Genomic DNA, 15,151 nt, shown 5'->3' on the forward strand with positions numbered 1-15,151 from the left:
CATAACGGGAAACGGATCAGAATTCCAGACGGTCACTGCGTCAGATCCGGGCCATGCGCAGGACCGCCAATGCGCCTGCATCTTCCTGCCCAGACCAGCGGCGCATGACAGCCGACCTAGCGCAAGATTTCGGAATATGTCACTGCGCGGCGCGGCGCATTTGTACGCGGCCTGCTTCGTTGCTAGGCATTGCGGCCATGAACATCCCCAACCCGCCAGCCGCCTTCATCTTCGACCTCGACGGAACCCTTGCGGATACCGAGCCTGCGTGGATTCGCGCCAAGTCCGAGGTTGCACAGTCCGAAGGTGCATGTGTCAGCGATCCGCTGCTCGACAGCTTTACGGGCCGCCGGATCCTCGACTTCCTTGAACATGTTCTGCCGGATCATGCGCCGGATTGCCGCGCCGCGCTTGTGCGCGAAGTTGCCCGCCGTGCGCGCCTCTACCTGCCCGAGGTTACCCGCCCGATGCCCGGCGCCATCGCGTTTGTGCGCCACTTGCAAGGGCAGGGCGCGCGGCTGGCAGTCTGTTCCTCATCAGCGGAGGATCTGATCGAACAGGCGCTTGGCATTCTGGGGATTGCCGACGCCTTCGGCCCGCGTGTCAGCGGCTTTGGCATGCCGCGCAGCAAACCCGACCCAGCCCCCTATCTGGAAACCCTGCGCCAACTGAACCTGCGCGCCGAGCATGTCATCGCGTTCGAGGATTCACCCGCCGGCATAACCTCGGCCACCGCAGCCGGGATCGCGACAATCGGGCTTGGCGCGCATGCACAGCCGATGGCGGCGCATTGCGTCGCGGTGATCCCGGATCTTGGGCAGGCGTATGATTTGGTTGTTTGGGCGCGGCCCGATTAGGGTGCGGCTGGCGACGACCGATCATTCTGCGAACGTGCCAGCTCATTCGAGCGCTTTAACTGTTTGCTCTCCTATGGACGGCCAATGTGCCGTCCGAACTATCTGAATCGTTTTCGGGATTTCCTGCGCCCGGTGCGCGCCGCAGGCGCAGGGCGCACGCCGGACCGGTCCCACCGGTCAGGCGTCGGTTCGAGGTGGGCACATCCGGGATAGTTGACGGCTAACCCCTCCCCATAAATCATGCCTATGCACCGTTGCTGTGCCAGCCCGCCGGTCCGGCGCGCGCCCTGCTCAGGGAGGGTGTTCGCTTTCGGGCATTGTCGCAGATCAAATGGAAGATGCTCTGTATTTGCGCCAACTCACAACCTTCGCCCCACCCAAGGCGCTTCCCCAGAACGCCCAACATGCGATAATCCGGACCAGCGATCGACACCCAAGGCCCACACATGCTCTCTGCCCTTCGCCACCCGCAGTTCCGCCGCCTGTTCGCCGCGCAGGTCCTGTCGCTTTTCGGCACCGGGCTGCTGACCATCGCGCTGGCATTGAAAGCGTTCGAAATTGGCGGAGCCTCTGGCGCAGGCCTCGTCCTGTCCGGCGTCTTCACCGTCAAGATGATTGCCTATGTCGGCTTCGCCCCGATCGCCGCCACACTGGGCGAACGCCTTCCGGTCCGCCCGCTTTTGGCCAGCCTCGACATCGTCCGCCTGCTGATCGCGCTGGCCCTGCTGACCACCACCGCGACATGGCAGATCTACGCACTCGTCGCGGTCTTCTACCTCGCCGCCGCGGCCTTCACCCCGGCGATGCAGGCGGTGATCCCTTCGCTGCTGAGCGACGACGCTGACTACACCGCCGCGCTGTCGCTGTCCCGCGCCGCGTCCAGCCTGGAATCCCTGCTCAGCCCGCTGCTGGCCGCCGCTTTTCTGACACTCGCCAACGCAAACGGCCTTTTCGCAATCACGGCCACGGCTTTCGCCCTGTCCGCAGGCATCCTGAGCGTCACGCGCCTGCCGACCCGCGCCACTGCCCCCCCGGCCAGCGGTTCCGAGACCGCCTGACCAAAGGCTTCGCGATCTACCTCGCCACGCCGCGCCTGCGCGGGCTGCTGGCCGCCAACTTCGCCATGTCCCTGCCATTCGCCTGGGTGCTGGTGAATACGGTCGGCTACGCGGGTGCAGTGTTTGGCGCCGACGGCACCGCGTTCACCGGCCTGATGGCCGCATACGGAGTGGGCGCGATCTTCGGCGCAGTCTCGGTTCCGTTCCTGCTGGCCCGAACCACGGAACGCCGGGTGATCCTGACCGGCGCAATCGCAATGGGCCTGCTGCCACTCAGCCTGCCACTGGCCAGCCTCTACCCTGCAGGCCTTGCGCTCTGGCTGCTGCTCGGCCTCGCCGCATCGCTGGTGCTGACACCGGGGGGATTGCTGCTGAAACGCTCGGCCACGCAAGCTGACCGCCCGGCGATCTTTGCGGCCCAATTCACCCTCAGCCACGCAGGCTGGCTGATCGCCTATCCGCTGGCGGGGTGGCTGGGCAGCGCGGGCGGGCTGATCCCGGCATTCGTGGCGCTTGGCCTCGCCGGGGTCGCCTTGACCGGCATCGCCTGGCGCATATGGCCCGCTTCCGTGGCCCACACCCATGATGACCTGCCCGCCGACCACCCGCACCTGCAAGGCGACGGCGCGCACCGGCACCCGATGGTGGTGGACGATCTGCATCCCAACTGGATGTCGGCACCGCTTGCCAAACCGGATCACGAACCCTGACGGGTGGAAAATCGCGGCGCTGCCCGTCTGGTCTGCCCGACACCAGCATCTTCGAGAACTGCTTCAGGCCGACTCGGACGAGGGGTTGGCCCTGCCCCAATGCCGGGCATCGCAAGTGAACGTCGGGGCCAGGAACCCGACCAGTTTTTGCGGATCATCCTGTTCGATATCAAAAACCAGCAGGCAATCCTTGCTGTCAAAGAAGTCGCGCACCCGGCTGTGATGCGTGTCCCATTCGTGGGACCAGTACTCTGAAGCCTCTTTCGGCGAAAACCCGAACTGCATGCGCATCATTTTCAACAAAAACCCATTGGCATGCAGGGCCCGGCTTCTAAGCCATGCCGCCTTGTCGCGCGTATTCAGGATGAAAAAGGAACCGGGATATTGGGCATATAGCTCTTTGAAATACTGATTTCCGAACAGACAGATCTCGGGCGCCTCGAAATCCGTGAAACAATCGTATTTGTCCATTCCGCTTAACAGCGGCTGCCCCGCAGTGTGGTTCAGGTAAAGTTTTCGCGCAATCTTGCCACGCGCCCAATGGACCGAGGTCAGCCCGTTTGCCAGAAAAAATCTGTGGAGAGAGGTTGTTCCGCATTTGTTGAATCCGATCTGAAAAATTTTCGGATTTGAAGACATCTTAGGCTCGGCTCCGATGGGTGGCGTGGTGTTGTCGGCTTAGCCGCGCGGCGCGGGGTCAAAGGCTGGCCATTCGGCTGGGTCCTGTGCGTTAGAATTGAATTGGCGCAGTTTCGCAAGATGCGTTACCAATCGCGACCGGCCCGCCGGATTTGAGGGGGCATCAGCCATTGCAACGCTTTGACCGTTTTCTGAATTAATTCATACCACGAAATTTTATACTTGAAATAAATTCTGCCCCCGCTAACCTTCCATCCCATGACAGGACGCATTTCATGAAAATCGCCTGCCTCGGCGGCGGCCCTGCGGGTCTTTACTTCGCGATCTCGGCGAAGTTGCGGGACCCTGACCACGACATCACGGTGTATGAGCGTAACAAGGCCGATGACACCTTTGGCTGGGGCGTGGTGCTGTCGGACGAGACGCTGGAGAACCTCGCCGCAAACGATCCCGTCAGCGCCAAATCCATCGGCGAACATTTCGCCTATTGGGACGATATCGCGGTCCTGAAGGACGGCCAGACCATGCTGTCCACCGGCCACGGCTTCTGCGGCATTGGGCGCAAGCAACTGCTGATCCTGTTGCAGGACCGCGCCCGCGAGCTGGGCGTCGCCCTCCAATTCCAGGCTGAGGAAGATGCCGACACCCTGGCCAAAACCCACGACCTCGTCATCGCGTCCGACGGCCTGAACTCTGCCACGCGCAAGACGCATGAGGGGACGTTTCGCCCCGATATCTCAACCCGCCCCTGCAAATTCGTCTGGCTGGGCACGCACCAGCATTTCGACAACGCCTTCACCTTTATTTTTGAGGAGACGCGGCACGGCTGGATCTGGGCACACGCCTACCAATTCGACGATGACACCGCGACCTTCATCGTCGGAACCAGCCCCGAAACCTTCGACAAATTCGGCTTCGCCGACATGTCCCAGGCCGAAAGCATCGCGGTGTGTGAGGGGATTTTCGCCGCCCACCTCGGCGGCCATGCCCTGATGACCAACGCCAACCACATTCGGGGTTCCGCCTGGATCAACTTCCCCCGGGTGCTGTGCGAGACATGGCACGCGGGCAACATCGTCCTGATGGGCGACGCCGCCGCCACGGCGCATTTCTCGATCGGTTCGGGCACCAAACTGGCGCTGGAATCCGCCATAGCGCTGGCCGACTACATCCACACCGAACCCACGCTGGCCGCCGCCTTCGCCAAATATGAAGACGCCCGGCGGCTTGAGGTTCTGCGCCTGCAATCGGCGGCCCGCAACTCGATGGAATGGTTCGAGGAAATCGGCCGCTACCTGCACCTCGACCCGGTCCAATTCAACTATTCCCTGCTGACCCGATCCCAGCGGATCAGCCACGAAAACCTGCGCCTGCGCGATCCCGACTGGCTGGGCAGCGCCGAGGCCTGGTTCCAGAAACGGGCAGGCGGCCCCGATCAATCGTCTGCCCCGACCCGCGCCCCGATGTTCGCACCCTATCGCTTGCGCGACATGCCCCTGAAGAACCGCATCGTCGTGTCCCCCATGGCACAATACAAAGCCATCGACGGTTGCCCGACCGACTGGCATCTCGTCCACCTGGGCGAACGCGCGAAGGGCGGCGCAGGCCTCGTCTATACCGAGATGACCTGCACTTCCCCCGAAGGCCGCATCACCCCCGGCTGCCCCGGCCTATACGCGCCCGAACATCGCGACGCCTGGGCGCGGATCGTCGCCTTCACGCACACCGAAACCGACGCGAAAATCTGCTGCCAGATCGGCCATTCAGGGCGCAAAGGCTCCACCCAACTCGGCTGGGAGACGATGGACGCCCCCCTCAAATCCGGCAATTGGGACCTGATCAGCGCCTCCGCCATCCCATGGAGCCCCGACAACGCCATCCCGCGCGAGATGACGCGCGACGATATGGACCGGGTGCGCGACGAATTCGTCGCTGCCAGCAAAATGGCACAGGACGCCGGGTTCGACATGATCGAACTCCACGCCGCCCACGGCTATCTGATCTCCTCCTTCATCAGCCCGAAATCCAACGTCCGCACCGACGACTACGGCGGAAGCCTCGAAAACCGCCTGCGCTATCCGTTGGAAGTCTTCTCTGCCATGCGCGCCGCCTGGCCACAGGAAAAACCCATGTCGGTGCGCATCTCCGCCAACGACTGGGTCGGCGACGACGGTGTCACCCCGGATGAGGCGGTGCTGATCGCCAAAGCCTTCTCGGACGCAGGCGCCGACATCATCGACGTCTCTGCCGGGCAAACCTCGATCGACGCCGAACCACGCTATGGCCGCATGTTCCAGACGCCGTTCTCGGACCGGATCCGCAACGAAGCCGGGATTGCCACCATGGCGGTTGGCAACATCTATGAAGCGGACCACGTCAATTCGATCTTGATGGCAGGCCGCGCAGATCTGGTGGCGCTCGCCCGCCCGCATCTGGCCGACCCCTACTGGACGCTGCACGCCGCCACCGGCATCGGCGACCGCCACGCCGATTGGCCGCTGCCCTATGAGGCGGGCCGCGATCAAGAATGGCGGCTTGCGGACCGGGCCGCGGAAATGGAGGCTGAGGCATGAGGCGTATTCTGGTAACCGGCGGCGGATCAGGCTTCGGACGCGCCCTGGCGCGCGCATTCGCCGATGATGGTGACGCGGTGACGATCACCGGACGCCGCGCCAGCGCCTTGTCCGAAACCGACGACGGGCGCGGCATGACCTGCCGCATCGCAGACATCACCGACGAAGACAGCGTGAACGCGCTGTTTGATGCGCCCTTCGACGTGGTCATTGCCAACGCTGGTGAGGGCATGGCTGGCAAGGTCAAAAAGACCAGCCTTGCCGATTGGAACACGCAGATTTCAGTGAACCTGACCGGGACATTCCTGACATTTCGCGGTGCATTGCAGGGCATGGAAACCGGTGGCCGACTGATCGCCATGGCCTCTAGCGCCAGCTTAATTGGTCAGGCGAATGTCGCCGCATACACCGCTGCAAAACATGGCGTTTTGGGGCTTGTCCGGTCGCTCGCTCAGGAGGTTGCGCGCGACGGAATAACGGTCAACGCCGTCTGCCCCTATTATGTCGAAACCCCGATGGCGAACCGTGCGGCGGCATCCCTGCAAGCCAAATTCAGCCTGTCGCGTGAGGAGGCCGTGTCCAAGATGGTCGCCAACAACCCCGTCGGTCGCCTGATCTCGGTTGACGAAGTGACGGCGGCGGTGCGCTACCTCGCCTCGCCCGAAGCGGCGATGGTCAACGGGCACGCATTGTCGCTGTCTGGCGGGTTTGTATGACCGACGCATCCAAATCACGCCTGCGCCTCTGGCTGCGGATGCTGAAAACCACGCAAGGGATCGAGGCGGAATTGCGCGATCGCTTCCGCACCGAATTCGCCACCACACTGCCGCGTTTTGACGTCATGGCCGCACTGCACCGCAACCCCGATGGCCTGCGGATGAGCCACATTTCCGGCCTGCTGCGGGTGTCCAACGGTAACGTCACCGGAATCGTCGACCGGCTGGAAGGCGAAGGCCTGGCCGAACGCTGCCCCGTACCGGGTGACAGACGCGCATTTTCGGTGCGGCTGACGCCCTCCGGACTTGCAGATTTCGAACAGCTTGCCTGTGCACATGAAAAATGGGTGGATGAGCTTTTGGGCAATATCACCGCTGATGAAGCCACTGAACTTTCAGCATTTATTGGGCGCACAACCCCGGAACGCCAGATCGAGGCTGCCGAATGACTCGCATCGCAGATACAAAAACCGAACATTTCGCCTGCCGGGTCGAAGAAGGCATCGCGACCATCCACCTGACCCGCCCGGACCGCAAGAATCCGCTGACGTTTGACAGCTACGCCGAGCTGCGCGACTGGTTCCGCGCGCTGGCCAGCGCCGAAGACGTCAACGCCGTCGCCTTCACCTCGAACGAGGGCAACTTCTGTTCCGGTGGCGACGTGCAGGACATTATCGGCCCGCTGCTGGACAAGGACATGAAAGGCCTGCTGGAATTCACCCGGATGACCGGCGATCTGGTACGCGCAATGCTCCACTGCGGCAAACCCATCGTCGCGGCGGTCGACGGCATCGCGGTCGGGGCCGGGGCGATAATCGCCATGGCCTCTGACATCCGCCTCGCCACGCCCGAGGCGAAAACTGCCTTCCTATTCAATCGCGTCGGGCTGGCCGGTTGCGACATGGGGGCCTGCGCGATCCTGCCGCGGATCATCGGTCAGTCCCGCGCCGCCGAATTGCTGTTCACCGGCCGCAGCATGACAGCGGAGGAGGGCGCGGCCTGGGGCTTCTACTCCCGCATCGTCCCCGCCTACCAACTGCCATACGAAACGCATACGCTTTGCCGACGCATTGCCGACGGGCCCACCTTCGCCAATATGCTGACCAAAACCATGCTGATCCAGGAATGGACCATGACCCCCGATCAGGCGATCGAGGCCGAGGCGCAGACCCAGGCACTGGCCATGCAGACGCAGGATTTCCGGCGTGCATACAATGCCTTCATGGCCAAAGATAAACCAATGTTTGAAGGCAACTGATGGTGGACCGCAGCTTCTTCAACTGGCCGTTCTTCGACGCCCTCCACCGCGATTTCGCGGATGAATTGGACGCGTGGGCGTTAACCAATTTGCAAGCCCTCGACCACGCCGATACCGACGCCACTTGCCGCGATCTGGTGGCGCGTCTGGGCCGCGACGGCTGGTTGAAACACACCGGCGGAACGTTGGACGTGCGCACCCTGTGTCTGGCGCGCGAAACGCTCGCCCGCCACGACGGCCTCGCCGATTTCGCCTTCGCGATGCAGGGTCTCGGCATGGGTGCTGTCAGCCTGTTTGGCAGCGGCAAGCAACGGAAATGGCTGGAGAAAACCACGAAGGGGCAGGCGATTACCGCCTTCGCCCTCAGCGAGCCAAAGTCGGGATCGGACGTCGCCAACATCGAGACGACGGCCGAGGTAGATGGCAACGGCTGGGTGTTGAATGGCGAAAAAACCTGGATTTCCAACGGCGGCATCGCCGACATCTACACTGTCTTCGCGCGCACCGGCGAAGGCCCCGGGGCCAAAGGCCTCTCCGCCTTCCTCGTCCCCGCCGACACGCCCGGATTAATCATTGCCGAACGTCTCGAAACCGGCGCCCCACACCCCCTTGCACGCCTCGAATTCGGCGGCTTGCGCCTGCCCGGCGCCGCCCTGATCGGCGCAGCCGGAGGGGGCTTCCGCATCGCCATGTCCGTCCTCGACATCTTCCGTTCCACCGTTGGCGCCGCCGCCCTCGGCTTCTCCCGCCGCGCGCTCGACGAAACCCTGACCCGCGTCCAGAACCGCCACCTGTTCGGCGGTCCGATGGCCGACCTGCAAATGGTCCAGGGCCACCTTGCCGACATGGCGCTGGACGTCGACGCCGCCGCATTACTGATCTATCGCGCCGCCTGGGCCAAGGATAAGGGGGCCGAGCGGGTGACGCGTGAGGCCGCGATGGCCAAGCTGTTCGCAACCGATCAGGCCCAGCAAGTCATTGACAAGGCGGTGCAACTTCACGGTGGCGACGGGGTGCGCAAAGGCCATATCTTCGAACGCCTCTACCGCGAAATCCGCGCGCTGCGCATCTACGAAGGCGCGTCCGACGTACAGAAAATCGTCATCGCGCGCAGCGCTTTGGCAGACCACGGGAGGGCGCCATGACCCTCGGACCAACTGGCCACACCGACATATTCGCGCGCGAAAACCTGCCCCCGGCAGAGCAATGGCCGGAGATCATTCTGGACGGTTTCGACTATCCTGAATGGTTGAACTGCGCCGTGGAACTGACGGATTCCATGGTGGAAAAAGGTTTCGGCGATCACACCGCCCTGATCGGCAACGGGCGGCAGCGGACGTACAAGGAACTGACCGACTGGACCAACCGCTTGGCTGCGGCATTGGTTGAGAACTACGGTGTAAAACCCGGGAATCGCGTCCTTATCCGATCCGCCAACAACCCGGCGATGGTCGCCGCCTGGCTGGCCGCGACCAAGGCCGGGGCTGTTGTGGTCAATACCATGCCGATGCTGCGCGCCGCCGAACTGACCAAGATCGTCGACAAGGCCGAGGTGACGCTGGCGCTGTGTGATACGCGGCTGATGGACGAAATGGTGGCTTGCGCCAAAACCTCCAAGCATCTGAAAACAGTCGTGGGTTTCGACGGCACCGCCAATCATGACGCCGAGCTGGACCGTGCCGCGCTGGCCCATTCTGTGCGCTTCAAAGCGGTCAAGACGGGCCGCGATGACGTTGCCCTGCTGGGCTTCACCTCCGGCTCTACCGGGGTCCCGAAGGCGACGATGCATTTCCACCGCGACCTTCTGATCATCGCCGACGGTTACGCGCGCGAGGTTCTGCAAGTCACGCCCGAGGATGTCTTCGTCGGCTCTCCCCCGCTGGCCTTCACCTTCGGCCTTGGCGGGCTGGCAGTCTTTCCGCTACGGTTCGGCGCAGCGGCGACATTGCTGGAGGCCGCATCGCCCCCCAACATGATCGAGATCATCGAAACCTACAAAGCCACGGTTTGTTTCACGGCTCCAACGGCTTACCGCGCTATGCTTCGTGCGATGGATGAAGGTGCTGACCTAAGCTCCCTCCGCGCCGCAGTTTCTGCGGGTGAGACGCTGCCTGCCCCTGTCTACGACGACTGGATGGCCAAGACCGGCAAGCCGATGCTGGACGGGATTGGCGCGACCGAACTGCTGCACATCTTCATCTCGAACCGTTTCGGCGACAGCCACCCGGCCTGCACAGGCCGCCCGGTGACGGGGTATCAGGCGTGCGTGGTGGATGACGATATGGCTGAAGTACCGCGCGGCACGGTCGGGCATCTGGCCGTCAAAGGGCCGACCGGGTGCCGCTATCTATCTGACGATAGACAGAAAATCTATGTCCGCGATGGCTGGAACCTGACCGGGGATTCGTTTTCGCAGGATGCAGACGGCCACTTCCACTTCGCGGCCCGGTCAGACGATTTGATCCTGTCGGCTGGCTATAACATCGCCGCGCCCGAGGTTGAGGCGGTGTTGCTGTCGCACCCGGATGTCGCCGAATGCGCGGTGATCGGTGTGGCGGACGAAGAACGCGGCCAGATCGTGCAGGCGCATGTTGTATTGGGCGATGGGGCGGCGCAGGATGCCAAAGCCTTGCAGGACCACGTCAAAGCGGCCATCGCGCCGTATAAATACCCGCGCAGCGTTGTGTTCTGTGACGCTCTACCCAAGACGGAAAGCGGGAAAATTCAACGGTTTCTGCTTAAAAGCTGAACCATCACAGGGAGAATGCAATGAAAAAAACACTCACCACACTCGCCGCCCTCGCGCTGGCGACGGCGGCAACCGCCGAACCGGTCAAGGTCGGCATGATCACCACGCTGTCGGGCGGTGGCGCCGGGCTTGGCATCGACGTGCGCGACGGCTTCATGCTGGCGCTGAAACAGGCCGAGGGGCATGAGATTGAACTGATCGTCGAGGATGATCAGCGAAAGCCCGAGGTCGCCGTTCAACTGGCGGACAAGATGATCCAGTCCGAAAAGGTCGACGTGCTGACCGGCATCATCTGGTCGAACCTGGCGATGGCGGTGGTTCCGGCAGCGACGGCGCAGGGCAAATTCTACCTGTCACCCAACGCCGGGCCGTCGGCTTTGGCCGGAAAAGGGTGCAGCCCGCTGTACTTCAACGTCGCTTGGCAGAATGACAATTTGCATGAGGCCGCAGGGGCTTACGCCAACACGGCGGGCCTGGCCAACAGCTTCATCATGGCCCCGAACTACCCCGCCGGACAGGACGCGCTGACCGGGTACAAGCGGATGTATCAGGGCGTGGTCGCGGATGAGGTTTACACCCAGTTGGGTCAGACCGATTACGCCGCCGAGATTGCGCAGATCCGGGCATCGAGTGCGGATTCGGTGTTCTTCTTCCTGCCCGGCGGCATGGGCATCAGCTTCATGAAGCAATATGCCGAGTCCGGAGTTGATATTCCACTGGTCGGCCCTGCTTTCTCGTTTGATCAGGGAATCTTGCAGGCCGTAGGTGATGCAGCACTTGGGGTAAAGAACACCTCGCAATGGTCAAAGGATATCGACAACGCGACCAATGCCGCTTTTGTCGAGACGTTTCAGGCCGAATACGGGCGGCTGCCGTCGCTGTATGCCAGCCAGGGCTTCGACACCGCCAACCTGCTGCTGAGCGCGGCGGCAAAGGCGCCCGTGTCAGATGCGGCGGCGTTCCAGGCCGCGCTTGAAGCGGCCGATTTCGACAGCACCCGTGGGGATTTCCGCTTCGGTCCGAACCACCATCCGGTGCAGGATATCTATGTGCGCGAGGTGATCATGGAAGGCGACGTTCTGACCAACAAGATCGTGGGCACGGCGTTGGAAGATCACGCCGACGCCTACGCGGCCGAGTGTAGCTTCTGATCGGATCCGGGGCGGGCCACGGTCCGCCCCGACACGCATGTCCCTGATATTATTCATAGAACAGGTCCTGAACGGGCTGCAGTTCGGCTTGATGCTGTTCCTGATGGCCGCCGGGCTAACGCTGGTTTTTGGGGTCATGGGGCTGATCAATCTGGCACATGGCTCGTTTTACATGATCGGCGCATTTGCATGCGCGGCGGTGGCCACGGCGACGGGCAGTTTCTGGCTGGGGCTGGTGGCCGCGCTGGCGGCGGCAGCAGCTGCGGGCGCGATTGTTGAGCTGGTGGTGATCCGCCGCCTGTACGCGCGCGACCACCTGGATCAGGTGCTGGCGACCTTCGCGCTGATCCTGATCTTTTCGGAAGGGACGCGCTGGCTGTTCGGGTCATTCCCCCTCTATCTATCTGTTCCGCCACTGCTTTCCGGCGCTGTGACCCTGCCCGGAGGCATCGAATATTCGCTTTATCGCCTCGCCCTCATCGGGGCGGGTTTGGCGGTTGCCGGAGGGTTGTTCTGGCTGATCGGCGGCACCCGCATCGGCATCCAGATCCGCGCGGGTGAGGCGGATCGGAGCATAATCGCGGCCCTCGGCGTCGATATCGGGCGGCTTTACACGCTGGTCTTTGCGCTTGGCGCTGCGCTGGCCGGGCTGGCGGGCGCGTTGGTCGGGACGATCCAGTCGGTGCAGGTCGGCATGGGCGAACCGGTGCTGATCCTGGCCTTCGTGGTGATCGTGATCGGCGGCATTGGGTCAATCAAAGGCGCGCTGGTCGGGGCGCTGCTGGTCGGGCTGACCGACACGCTGGGCCGGGTGCTGCTGCCCGAGGTCTTCGGGCTGATTATGGAGCCTGCGGCGGCCACGGCGGTTGGATCATCGCTGGCCTCGATGGCGATCTATGTGCTGATGGCCGGGGTGCTGATCTGGCGACCGAGCGGCTTGTTCGGCGGGGCGCCCGCGTGAGCCGGCTTTCTTGGATCAACGCCACGCTCGCGGGCGCGCTGCTGGCGATACCGCTTGCCGCATGGGCGCTGGATGCGCCGTTTGTGATCACGCTGGCGACCAAGGTGGCGGTGCTGGCACTGGCGGGCGTGGGGCTGAACCTGGCGCTGGGGTATGGCGGACTGGTCAGTTTCGGGCATGCCGCTTTCTTTGGCATTGGCGGTTACGCCAGCGGGATTCTGGCAAGCAATGCCTTGGCTTACACGCCGATCCTCACCTGGCCGTTCGAGGTTTCGGGCACCACGCAGATGCTGATCATATGGCCGGTGGCAATGATTGCGGCGGCGCTGGCGGCGCTGTTGATCGGGGCGCTCAGCCTGCGCACATCGGGCATTTTCTTCATCATGATCACGCTGGCCTTCGGGCAGATGTTCTTCTTTTTCGCCATCTCCTGGCCCGCATATGGTGGCGAGGATGGCTTGCCGATTTATGTGCGCAGTGGCTTTCCGGGGCTGAACACGCTGGACCCGATCCAGTTCTTCGCGATCGCTTATGTCCTTCTGATGGCAGCGATTTTTCTGGTCTGGCGGCTGACCGGATCACGATTTGGTCTGGCCTTGCAGGCAGCCCGCCAGAACCGGCAGCGACTGACGGCTGTTGGCATCCGCCCCTACCGCGTGCTGCTGGTTGCCTTCGTGATTTCTGGTGCGCTGACAGGGCTGGCGGGGGCTTTGTTTGCGGACCTGAACCGCTTTGTCAGTCCGTCGATGCTGTCCTGGCAAACCTCGGGAGAGATCCTGATTTTCGTCATTCTGGGCGGCGTTGGGCGGCTGTTCGGACCGCTCGCCGGGGCGGGGCTGTTCATCTTGCTGGAACACAATCTGGGCGGTGTTTCGGATTATTGGCAGCTGTTCCTTGGCGCACTCTTGCTGGGCGTCGTGCTGTTCGCGCGCGGCGGGATCATCGGCGTTCTGGCGAGGGATGGCCGTGGTTGATCCGGTACTATCCTTAAGCGGCCTCAGCCGCAGTTTTGGTGCGCTGAAGGCGACCGATGATGTCTCGCTGAAGCTGTTGCCGGGTGAGATTCATGCGTTGATCGGTCCGAATGGGGCGGGAAAATCGACGCTTATCAATCTGATAACCGGGGAACTTAAACCAAACGCGGGCGAAATCCGGTTTCTGGGCAATGACATTGGCGGGCTGGATGTTGCGGCGCGGGCGCAAGCCGGGCTGGCGCGCACGTTTCAGGTATCCTCGGTCGTTGCCGATTTCACCGTGCTGCAGAACGTCATGCTGGCCGCACAGGGCGCGGGCGGGGCGACGTTCCGGTTCTTCCGCGCCGCGCTGGCCGACGCCCGCCTGACCGGCCCGGCACGGGACCACATCGCCGCCGCCAGATTGGCGGACCGCGCAGACATTCCGGCGGCCAAACTTTCTCACGGAGAGCGGCGCAAGCTGGAGGTTGCCATGGCGCTGGCCCTACGCCCGCGCGCCTTTCTTCTGGACGAACCGATGGCCGGGATGGGCGCCGAAGGGGCGGCGGATCTGGGCACGCTGCTGCGCCCACTGGCCGCCACCGCGCCGATCCTGTTGGTGGAACATGATATGGACGCGGTGTTTGCGCTTAGCGATCGGATCTCGGTGCTGGTGTCCGGGCGCATTATTGCAACGGGTGATGTGGATCAAATCCGGAATGACCCCGAAGTGCGGCGTGTGTATCTGGGTGAAGATGCATGAAGATCTTGCTGGAAGTTACGGATCTGAAATCGTTTTACGGGGCCAGCCAGGCGCTGTTCGGTGTCAGCTTCGGTGTCGCCGAAGGCCAGGCCGTCGCGCTGATGGGCCGCAACGGAATGGGAAAGACGACAACGATTTCCTGCCTGCTGCGGATGCTGCCTGCCGACGGCTCTATACGGTTCGCCGACACCGATCTGATGCGCCTGCCAAGCCACCGGGCCGCGCGATTGGGACTGGGTCTGGTGCCCGAAGGGCGGCGCGCTTTTGCCCCGCTGTCGGTACGCGAAAACCTGATCGCCGCCGCGCGTCCTGGCCCCTGGGATCAAGCGAAAGTCATCGACCTTTTCCCGCGTCTTGGCGAACGCCTGGGCCAGTCCGCCCGCACCCTGTCGGGGGGTGAGCAACAGATGTTGGTCATCGGTCGCGCCCTAATGACCAACCCGCGCCTGTTGGTCCTGGACGAGGCGACCGAGGGGTTGGCCCCGGTTGTTCGTCAGGAAATCTGGCAGGCGATCCATCGCCTGAAAGATGACGGGCAGAGCATTCTGATTGTTGACAAATCTGTCAAAGAACTCTCGACCATCGCCGACCAATGCGTCATCCTTGAACGGGGCCGCGATGTCTGGAACGGACCACCCGATGCGTTGACCCGCGACATTGCCAAAAAATACCTCGGAGTCTGAAATTGCCCTTTACCGTCGCCCGAACCATTCGATTTCAGCACTGCGACCCGGCAGGGATCGTGTTTTATCCGCGCTGGTTC

At 63.0% G+C, this 15,151-nt stretch carries 13 protein-coding genes and 1 pseudogene; 13 read left to right on the forward strand and 1 reads right to left on the reverse strand.

The genetic code is table 11. The features are described from left to right. Positions 1-53: 53 nt before the first annotated feature. Entirely contained in the window at positions 54-857 is an 804-nt protein-coding gene (locus GKR99_06705; protein ID NKB27249.1) for an HAD-IA family hydrolase, read from the forward strand. Positions 858-1,303: 446 nt separating this feature from the next. After that, positions 1,304-2,625: pseudogene (locus GKR99_06710) on the forward strand (MFS transporter). 63 nt (positions 2,626-2,688) lie between these two features. Here GKR99_06710 and GKR99_06715 read toward each other — a convergent pair. Beyond that, positions 2,689-3,096: a hypothetical protein gene (locus GKR99_06715; GenBank protein NKB27250.1), complete on the reverse strand. Its 408-nt coding sequence runs from the start codon at positions 3,094-3,096 to the stop codon at positions 2,689-2,691. Between the two features lie 443 nt (positions 3,097-3,539). On the opposite strand from GKR99_06715, the gene GKR99_06720 reads away from it, so the two are divergent. The 11 genes from GKR99_06720 to GKR99_06770 are packed head-to-tail and all read left to right on the forward strand — an operon-like array spanning position 3,540 to position 15,071. Further along, positions 3,540-5,837, forward strand: coding sequence for a bifunctional salicylyl-CoA 5-hydroxylase/oxidoreductase (locus GKR99_06720; GenBank protein NKB27251.1), 2,298 nt, complete (start codon positions 3,540-3,542; stop codon positions 5,835-5,837). Beyond that, positions 5,834-6,553, forward strand: a complete 720-nt coding sequence (locus tag GKR99_06725; protein ID NKB27252.1) for an SDR family oxidoreductase — start codon at positions 5,834-5,836, stop codon at positions 6,551-6,553. Before GKR99_06720 ends, GKR99_06725 begins: the two co-directional genes overlap by 4 nt. Next, the gene (locus GKR99_06730; protein NKB27253.1) at positions 6,550-7,002 is read left to right on the forward strand and encodes a MarR family transcriptional regulator; all 453 of its coding nucleotides are present in this window, start codon (positions 6,550-6,552) and stop codon (positions 7,000-7,002) included. Before GKR99_06725 ends, GKR99_06730 begins: the two co-directional genes overlap by 4 nt. Beyond that, positions 6,999-7,811 carry an enoyl-CoA hydratase family protein gene (locus GKR99_06735; GenBank protein NKB27254.1) on the forward strand — a complete coding sequence of 271 codons (813 nt, stop codon included), beginning with the start codon at positions 6,999-7,001 and terminating at the stop codon, positions 7,809-7,811. The genes GKR99_06730 and GKR99_06735 overlap by 4 nt, the downstream gene beginning before the upstream one ends. Further along, the gene (locus GKR99_06740; protein NKB27255.1) at positions 7,811-8,956 is read left to right on the forward strand and encodes an acyl-CoA dehydrogenase; all 1,146 of its coding nucleotides are present in this window, start codon (positions 7,811-7,813) and stop codon (positions 8,954-8,956) included. The genes GKR99_06735 and GKR99_06740 overlap by 1 nt, the downstream gene beginning before the upstream one ends. Then, the gene (locus GKR99_06745; protein NKB27256.1) at positions 8,953-10,560 is read left to right on the forward strand and encodes an AMP-binding protein; all 1,608 of its coding nucleotides are present in this window, start codon (positions 8,953-8,955) and stop codon (positions 10,558-10,560) included. The genes GKR99_06740 and GKR99_06745 overlap by 4 nt, the downstream gene beginning before the upstream one ends. 20 nt (positions 10,561-10,580) lie before the next feature. Beyond that, entirely contained in the window at positions 10,581-11,711 is a 1,131-nt protein-coding gene (locus GKR99_06750; GenBank protein NKB27257.1) for an ABC transporter substrate-binding protein, read from the forward strand. 37 nt (positions 11,712-11,748) lie between these two features. After that, positions 11,749-12,672, forward strand: a complete 924-nt coding sequence (locus GKR99_06755) for a branched-chain amino acid ABC transporter permease (GenBank protein ID NKB27258.1) — start codon at positions 11,749-11,751, stop codon at positions 12,670-12,672. Beyond that, positions 12,669-13,646 carry a branched-chain amino acid ABC transporter permease gene (locus GKR99_06760; protein ID NKB27259.1) on the forward strand — a complete coding sequence of 326 codons (978 nt, stop codon included), beginning with the start codon at positions 12,669-12,671 and terminating at the stop codon, positions 13,644-13,646. The genes GKR99_06755 and GKR99_06760 overlap by 4 nt, the downstream gene beginning before the upstream one ends. Continuing rightward, the gene (locus GKR99_06765) at positions 13,639-14,388 is read left to right on the forward strand and encodes an ATP-binding cassette domain-containing protein (GenBank protein NKB27260.1); all 750 of its coding nucleotides are present in this window, start codon (positions 13,639-13,641) and stop codon (positions 14,386-14,388) included. The genes GKR99_06760 and GKR99_06765 overlap by 8 nt, the downstream gene beginning before the upstream one ends. After that, entirely contained in the window at positions 14,385-15,071 is a 687-nt protein-coding gene (locus GKR99_06770; GenBank protein NKB27261.1) for an ATP-binding cassette domain-containing protein, read from the forward strand. Before GKR99_06765 ends, GKR99_06770 begins: the two co-directional genes overlap by 4 nt. The last annotated feature ends 80 nt before the right edge of the window (positions 15,072-15,151 follow it).

Source organism: Paracoccaceae bacterium (assembly GCA_012103375.1).
Taxonomy (GTDB): Bacteria; Pseudomonadota; Alphaproteobacteria; order Rhodobacterales; family Rhodobacteraceae; genus WLWX01.